Origin of the sequence: Bradyrhizobium sp., assembly GCF_019242285.1 — a bacterium.
In the GTDB taxonomy this organism is placed as follows: Bacteria; Pseudomonadota; Alphaproteobacteria; order Rhizobiales; family Xanthobacteraceae; genus Bradyrhizobium.
Window position 1 is genome coordinate 1 of the sequence record NZ_JAFAVV010000310.1, and the last position, 3,093, is coordinate 3,093.

At 61.8% G+C, this 3,093-nt stretch carries 3 protein-coding genes; all 3 read right to left on the minus strand.

The annotated features are described in order from the left end of the window. Nucleotides 1-582, minus strand: a 582-nt coding sequence (locus JOY90_RS12245) for an ABC transporter permease (protein ID WP_291691396.1), incomplete at its 3' end; no start/stop codon positions are given. A gap of 13 nt (nucleotides 583-595) precedes the next feature. Further along, a complete protein-coding gene (locus JOY90_RS12250) occupies nucleotides 596-1,546 on the minus strand; it encodes an ABC transporter permease (RefSeq protein WP_291691397.1) in 951 nt (316 codons plus the stop codon). Between the two features lie 69 nt (nucleotides 1,547-1,615). Continuing rightward, a partial coding sequence (locus tag JOY90_RS12255; protein ID WP_291691398.1) for a peptide ABC transporter substrate-binding protein occupies nucleotides 1,616-3,093 on the minus strand: 1,478 nt, incomplete at its 5' end.

The following is a 3,093-nucleotide window of genomic DNA, read 5'->3' on the forward strand; positions in this document are numbered from 1 at the left end:
GGCCGCGAGCGTGAAGTCGCGTTCTCGCAGCGCCTTGATTTGGCTCTGCACGACGCGCGCAACCTCCATCCAGCTGGTCGCTGCGATGACCAAGGTGATCATGGCGATGCTCGGCGTAATGAAGGCGGCGAGCACCAGGAGCAGAAAGACCGGCGGAAAACAGAGCACGGCGTCCACAAAGCGCATCAGCATGGCGTTCACGGCGCCGCCATAATAGCCGGCGGCAAGGCCGATCGTGGTGCCGAAGATCATGCTGATGACCATTGCGGCGAAGCCGATCGCGAGCGAGATGCGACCGCCGCTCAGGATGCGCACCAGAAGATCGCGTCCTAGCTGGTCGGTGCCGAACACATGCCCGTCGAGGAGCGGCGGGGCGAATCGATGACGGATGTCGATGTGCAATTCGTCGAATGGAATCAGCGAGGGACCGACGATGACGGCGACGACCAAGAGGGCGATGGCCGCAAGCCCGAACATCGCCAGGCAATGCCGCCGGAACCGCATGACGGCGCGGCTGCGCCGCGGCCGAGCCGCGCCACCACCGGCCGCGGCAGCTTCGCCGATGAGGGCTGCTTCGCTCATGCGGTCACCCGGCTCATGTCAGCCTGATCCGCGGGTCGGCGAGAGCGCAGCAGATATCGGCGAGGAGATTGCCGAGGAGCACCAAGAGAGCGGAGAACATCAGCAGACCCATGACCACCGGATAGTCGCGGTAGCTCAGTGAATCGAGAAAAAGGCGCCCCATGCCGGGCCAGGTGAAGACCGTCTCCGTCACCAGGGCGCCACCCAGCAAGGTCGGCAACTCGAGACCGGCGAGTGTGATCATCGGCAGGAGCGCGTTGCGAAGCGTGTGGCGGAACAGGACCACCAGGCGCGGCAGGCCCTTGGCGCGCGCCGTCCGCACATAATCCTGCCCGATTTCGTCGAGCACCGAGGCGCGCATATAGCGGCTCCAGACGGCCATCTCGACGAGAGCGAGGACCAGAGCCGGTCCGATCAGGTGGTGCAGGTAATCGAGGAAAGAGCCGTCGCCGATCGTGAAGCGACTGCCCGCCGGGAGCCAGGCGAGCTTCACCGAAAAAAGATAGATCACGACGAGCCCGAACCAGAAGGTCGGGATCGACAAGGCGATCATGGCGCCGGCAGTCGCGAGCGAGTCGAAAATCGAGTAGCGCCGCACGGCGCCCATCACGCCGATCCAGACGCCCACGATCACCGCGATCAACACGGCGGCGAGCATCAATTCGAGAGTCGCGGGGAAGTGGGAGCCGATGATCGAAAGGACGGCCTGGCTGTCGCGATAGGAATGGCCCCAGTCTCCCGTCAGGAGCCGGCTGAACCATTCCCAGTACTGAATGGGCAGGGGCCGATCGAGACCCATCAGCGCCGCGATCCGCGCGATATCGGCCTGCGACATGCCGGGCACCAGCGCGAATTGCGCGAGCGGTCCGCCGGGCGCAAGATGCAGGACCGCAAAGCCGATCAACGAGACGAAGCAAAGCAGCAACAGGCTTTGCAAAATCCGCCCGACGAGATAGCTGCCCATGCATCCTACCTCACTGATGTTGGGCCGGCGTCACAAACGGCCGCGGCAGCGCCGGCCCAGCTTGCGATCTCAGCTCGCCCAGTACCAGGTGCTGGCGTTCCAGCAATTCTCCTGGACGTTCACGTTGGGTGCGAAGCCCTCCAGCTTGCCCTTGACGCCTTGAACCATGGCGTATTGGAAGATTGGCATGAACGGCAGGTCGCGTCGTGTAATCTCCTGCATCTTTTGATAAGCCGCCTTGCGCTTCTCCTGGTCGAAAGTACTGGCGCCTTCGACGAGCAACGCATCGACCTCAGGGTTGGAATATTGGGTCGTGTTCTGCCCGCCGCCGCCCTTCGCCTTGATGGACCGGCTCGAGAAGAAGTCCGTCGCGTCTGGGTCCGGACCGATCATGAAATCGATGCCGACCATGGCGCTCTCGAATTTCGACATCATCCAATAATCGCCCCACATGACGGCGGGGGGAAGATTGTTGATCTTCATCTTGGCTCCAATCTCAGCCCAGGTCTGCTGAAGCAGTTGCTGTGCCTGCTCGCGCACATGGTTGCCGGCCGTGGTCGAATTGATGAATTCAAGGCGCACGCCGTTCTTCGCCCGCACCCCGTCGGAGCCCGCCATCCAGCCGGCCTCGTCCAGGATCTTCTTTGCCTTGGCAGGATCGTATTCATGTTTCGGGAGATTGGGATTGAAGGCCCAAGACTGCGGCGGCAGAAACGATTCAGCAGGGCTCGGCAGGCCATAGTAGATCTGGTCCATGATGCTCTTCTTGTCGATCGCGAGATAGAGCGCCTCGCGCACCGCGCGGTCCTGAAATACTGGCAGGCCCGTATTCACCGCGATATTTTCGATAAAGGGCTGTGGCACCGGCGTGACGACCCGGTCAGCGAGCGTCTTTGCCTCGGCATAGTGATCGGGCGTGATGCCTTGGATGCCGGTATAGTCGACCTCGCCCGTCTGGAATTGCGTGTAGAGGACGGTGAGGTCCGGAATGTATTTGAAAACGAGCCGCTCGAGATGCGGCCCTTCGCCGTGATATCCGTCATAGGCGGCAAGCGTGATGTGATCGCCCGGCACCCGCTCCACCCATTTGAAGGCGCCCGTCCCGATCGGCTTGGCTAGGAATTCCGGCGTGGTGTTGGGGTCCACGGCTTTTTCAAGGAGGTGCTTGGGCACCAGGAACGTCCAGGACAGGATTGAGGGATAGGGCGCATAGGCGCGCTCAAGGCGCCAGGTGATCTCGGTGGGACTCTCAACTTTGATGTCCTTCACAAGCTCGTGGCCGGCGCGGCGCCCGGCCGCGAATTTCGGGTCATTAATCAGGTCCAGATTAAATTTGACGTCGTCCGCCGTGAACGGTGTCCCGTCATGCCATTTGACGTTGTCCTTCAGCTTGAGTCGCCAGTTGAGTCCGTCCGGCGATATTCCTCCGTTCTCGACGCTGGGTATTTCGGCGGCAAGATCGGGGATGAAATTGCCCTTGGGATCCACTCTCCAGAGTGGGCTGAAGAGGTTGAAATAGACGCCCTCGTCGACCTCGATGTGGACTT

Excerpts from the sequence above, each read along its gene's own strand:
- JOY90_RS12250 (WP_291691397.1), bottom strand. The coding sequence starts at position 1,546 with ATGGGCAGCTATCTCGTCGGGCGGATTTTGCAAAGCCTGTTGCTGCTT.